Source organism: Pseudomonadota bacterium (assembly GCA_010028905.1).
Taxonomy (GTDB): Bacteria; Vulcanimicrobiota; Xenobia; order RGZZ01; family RGZZ01; genus RGZZ01.
In genome coordinates this window covers 1-4,194 of sequence record RGZZ01000447.1, presented here as the reverse complement: position 1 = coordinate 4,194, position 4,194 = coordinate 1, and the positions used below count along the sequence as shown (strand labels likewise).

General features: G+C 65.4%; 6 protein-coding genes. 3 read left to right on the top strand and 3 right to left on the bottom strand.

All coding sequences use genetic code 11. The features are described from left to right. The first annotated feature begins 4 nt into the window (after positions 1-4). Both EB084_20890 and EB084_20885 read left to right on the top strand, forming a co-directional pair. Positions 5-802, top strand: a complete 798-nt coding sequence (locus tag EB084_20890; GenBank protein ID NDD30724.1) for a hypothetical protein — start codon at positions 5-7, stop codon at positions 800-802. Between the two features lie 84 nt (positions 803-886). Further along, the gene (locus EB084_20885; GenBank protein NDD30723.1) at positions 887-1,552 is read left to right on the top strand and encodes an acyltransferase; all 666 of its coding nucleotides are present in this window, start codon (positions 887-889) and stop codon (positions 1,550-1,552) included. Between the two features lie 34 nt (positions 1,553-1,586). Here the strand turns inward: EB084_20885 and EB084_20880 are convergent, their stop codons facing one another. Both EB084_20880 and EB084_20875 read right to left on the bottom strand, forming a co-directional pair. Continuing rightward, positions 1,587-2,726 carry a hypothetical protein gene (locus EB084_20880; protein ID NDD30722.1) on the bottom strand — a complete coding sequence of 380 codons (1,140 nt, stop codon included), beginning with the start codon at positions 2,724-2,726 and terminating at the stop codon, positions 1,587-1,589. A gap of 389 nt (positions 2,727-3,115) precedes the next feature. Then, the gene (locus EB084_20875) at positions 3,116-3,352 is read right to left on the bottom strand and encodes a hypothetical protein (protein ID NDD30721.1); all 237 of its coding nucleotides are present in this window, start codon (positions 3,350-3,352) and stop codon (positions 3,116-3,118) included. A gap of 80 nt (positions 3,353-3,432) precedes the next feature. On the opposite strand from EB084_20875, the gene EB084_20870 reads away from it, so the two are divergent. Further along, on the top strand, positions 3,433-3,627 hold the full coding sequence (locus EB084_20870; protein NDD30720.1) for a hypothetical protein: 195 nt from the start codon (positions 3,433-3,435) through the stop codon (positions 3,625-3,627). Between the two features lie 93 nt (positions 3,628-3,720). Here the strand turns inward: EB084_20870 and EB084_20865 are convergent. Then, on the bottom strand, positions 3,721-4,194 hold a 474-nt coding region (locus EB084_20865), incomplete at its 5' end, for a prepilin-type N-terminal cleavage/methylation domain-containing protein (protein ID NDD30719.1).

The following is a 4,194-nucleotide window of genomic DNA, read 5'->3' as shown; positions in this document are numbered from 1 at the left end:
CATCGTGCAGTTCTGGCAGGGAGCGAAGTCGGTGGTCGACATCACGCGGGGCCGATATCCCACCAACGTCGACTATCTCGTGATGGTGGCGGTCATCGGCGTGAGCACCACGGTGGAGTATGGCGCCGAGGGGCTCTGGGAGAACACGTTCGGCGCGCTCACGGCCGCGGTCGGATCGCGCACGGCCGAAGACCGCTTCTGGGCCGATTCGACGCGTCGCTATGTCGACTTCCTGAACGTGGGGCCCTGGTTTCGATTCGACTTCCTGGCCGAGCTGAAGACCCTGTGGACGACGACCCCGCTCATCGGAGCCAACCCGGTTCGCTGCCTCGAGCGCAAGTACTGGCTGAGCACGGTGCTGATGACCAAGGCGCTCTACGGGTATGCCATGAACAAGGCATCGACTGCGATGTACGGGGTCGAGTCTTCGGTCACCGCGGTGGTGGTCGAGGGCTTGCCAGACGGGCCGCTGCCGCCGGGCGTCGAGCGCGTCGAGGCATTGCCGGACGGGAAGGTCCTGCTGCTGCTGCCACGGTACACCGCGTTCATCGCGCCTGCGCGGCAGTTGGCCTCTCAGGGGGCTCGCTTTGTCGAGATCGCGGGAAACCGTGGGGCGATTCTCGTGAGCCTGCTGCTCCCCTCGTCTGAGCGCGCGGAGGTGGCTGGGCTTCCCCTGGTGCTGACTCAGCCCATCTTGACCGAACCCCCGCAGCAGCGCTTTGCCGTTGCCGTCCCGGTCGACCGGCTCAGCGACCTGCTTCGCGCGTTCCCGCGCGCGGTCGAGCACGTGTACGACTATTGACGGCGGGGTGGAGTGGTCTGTGCCTCGCGCGTCGGTGAGCGGTGCTGACGGGGGCGCGCATCGGGGGGCTGCGTCGAGCAAGAGATGGGCCTTGCAATCGCGAACCTGCCCGAGATGAGCCAACTGTTCAACACCGTCCGACGCGGCACCACCAAGATGTTCCTCAAGGGCGTGGGGTGGTACTTCCTGGCCCCTCCCGCCGATCTGCCCCGCTACGTCATGATCGGCGCACCCCACACGTCGTGGTTCGATTTCCCCATGCTCATGTCGGCCCTGGCGCTCTATGACCTGCCTCTCGAGTGGATGGCCAAGGAGAGCATGTTCAGGCCTCCCTTTGGACGGCTGATGCGGGCCATGGGAGGGATTCCCGTCGATCGCTCACGGCGACACAACGCGGTGGCCCAGGCGGTTGAGCTGTTCAACGCGCGCGAGCGACTGGTGCTGGCCATCGCCCCCGAGGGAACGCGCAAGCGAACTGAGGGGTGGAAGACCGGGTTCTGGCACATCGCCAATCTTGCGGGGGTCCCCATCATCCCGGCGTATCTCGATGGCAAGCGCAGAGAAGCCGGCTTTGGCCCTCCGATTCAACCGTCTGGCGACATCGACGCCGACTTTCGGCGGCTTGCCGAGTTCTATGCGCGCATCACGCCCATCGTGCCCGAGCGGTTCGGACCCGTGCAGCCGCGACCGGGTGCAGATGCCGCAACCACAGTGCGAGCGGCCTCACCCTCGTCTGAAGGTCTCGGCTGAACGACGACCGAGGCGGCCCGCGAATCGCAGGGGGTCATCGCACCAGGGAGGCGACTGTGGGAAGCAGCGCGCGCTCGAGGGTGAGGTTGCCTCTAGCGCTCAGGTGCACTGGGTCGTTCATCACGTTGAGGTAGTAGCTCGACTCTTGCGGAATCGCGGTCTCGAGATCGGCGAACACTCCGTTGTCGGCCTTCATCTGCTGCCTGGCCGCCTTGCGGAAGTCTGACGAGAGCCCCCGCTCGTTCACGAAATGGGGGAGCGAGATGAAGATCGCGGTTCCCCCCCAGGGCTGTACCAGGGTCGACATCTCGTGCAGGCTGTACTTGAACAGGTCGACCGTGGGGGTGGGACAATGCAGATGCAGGGGGTGCAGGCGCGTCTGCTCGTGGGCGATGACCTGTCCCAGCAGGCGGTACAGCGCGAGGCTGCGGAAGGGGAAGGGCCAGGCGGTCCGGGTCGTTGGAGGCGCAAGCGGGGCCGAGTAGGTCGAGCCGCTGTCGTTGTTGTAGGCGGCGATGACGATGTCTGGCTTCCAGCCTATCCAGCGGTACTTGAGAAGCCAGACGCCGACGGCCGCATAGCTGCCGGGGCGGGCGATGTTCATGACCTCGACGCGACGGTCGGGAAAACGTGCCTGCAGATCGCCCTGCAGAACGCTCGAAAAGATATCGGCCTGATCGAGCCCTACTCCGAACAGGGTCGAGTCGCCGAGGCAGAGGACCTTCAGCGGGCGGCGTCCGTCATTTCCTGAGGGTTCATCGCTGCGGGCGCCGAGGGAGTTGATGTGGATGCGTCCAATGGGGGGATGGGTCTGGTCATAGCATGGGGAGAAGTCGACGCCCAGGTCGACGTCTCGAACGTACAGCGACGGGGCCGCCGCGAAAGCGAGCCTCGCCTCGCACTCCCAGGTGACGAGGAGAAGCAGCGCGATGCCCAGGGCACTCAGGACGGGACGTCGCTTGGAGCCGAGCATCTGCTGCAACAGGATGGCTGATCCGATGGCATTGATGGCCAGCAGATCGAGCAGCGTGAGAAGCTTCGTCTCGTTGATTGTGTTGAGCTGCACCACCTGGAAGTGCTGCCCCATGCCAATCACGCGGGCGATCATGTACATGACCCCCGCCGTGAGGCTGATGAGGCAGATCAGAACCAGAGGTCGGTACAGTCGCGTCATGCACGCTTTCCCCCCTAGCGCTATTCTTTGAGGGTCACACCTTTCCCTTGCCCGGGCGAGCTCTACCGATCTGCGCGCCCTCGTGTCGGCCCGGAGGGGGCGAGAGGGGGGGCGCGTAGAAACATGCGTGCATGCGAAGAACTCTCAAGGCCGCCCTTCTTGTCGTTCTCTGCGCTGTCTGTCGGGTTCAGGCTGCGCCCTCCACGGTCACCATCGGCAATGTGAGCAAAGGCAACAGCGCCGTCGAGGTGGTCAGCCAGTGCGCCGGAGGGAAGTGGCGCGCGGCCAGTCCCGACGCGCAAGCAGCCAAGGGGGCTTCGAGCTGGCGACTGTTCACGCTCAGCGGAGAGGCAGCGCCCCTCAGCGCCTCGCCCATCAAGGCCGATGAGTCAGGCTCGCTGGTGGCCCCGTTGGCGCGACGCGCGCCGGAGCAGGGCGTGGCGGTGCGCGGCGGTTCCCCGCGTCAGCCCCGGCACGGTCAGGCAGTCAGCGACCCCGCGGTGGTGGGCGCCATCACCGAGCTGCTGCGTCAGAAGGGCATCAAGGTCGAGAAGGCGCGGGTCACGCAGTGCGTGAAGGTCGATCTCCTGGGCGACGGTGATCCCGAGTGGCTGGTCTGCGCGCACTCGCGCGACAACATCGCCGATGCCGGCATCACGCGAAAGTCGACCGACTCCGCCGCGCCAGCGCCTTGCACGTCGAACCCTTGCACCTCGACGCCGGTCAGGGATCGAACGACATGGGCCAGTTCTACCGCTTTGCCGGGGTCGTCGATCTCGAGGGCCGAGGCGCCATGTGTGCCGCGTTGCACTCGGTCTACTACGAGGGGGGCGGTCTCGAGCTGTGGTCGTTTGACGGCAAGCAGGCGAAGAGCATCACCCGAGGCGGCTGGGGCCTCTGACCGACGGGGGAGAACCCTCAGCAGCAGACAGACACCGACGGGCTGTGGGGCGTTCCGGGTTTCTTTGTCGTGAGGTCTCCCGCAAGAGGACGGTCAGATCGGAGTGTTGCCACCGCGACCAGGGTGCGTGCTGGTGACCGGGTCTTGTGACCCGGAAGAGCCGTAGAGGTCGAGGCCCCTTGTCGGAGAGTATTGCGGGAACCCCTGGGATACGCTGTCGAGCACGAGGGAGTGTGCCCCCTGGCACGAGATCGTGAACGTGTCATAGGTCGATGAGGAACCGCTCGAGGCGCCTATCTCGTAGCCGTTGCTGTAGCCCACGCCGTTGCTCGGACAGTTGGGGAGAAGGCTGATGAACTTGGGATTCGACGCGGTGAGCAGCGATAGGCTCGAGGGGTAGCCGCCCGACTGCACCCGATAGCTCTCCAGAGCCGCTGCCAGGTTTCGCTCGTTGCTCGAGCAGGAGCTCCAGTGCGCCTGGTACTTCCCGCGTGCCATGCTTGGAAGCAGAACGGCCATCAGGATGCCGATGATGGCAACGACAATCATCAGCTCGATGAGTGTGAA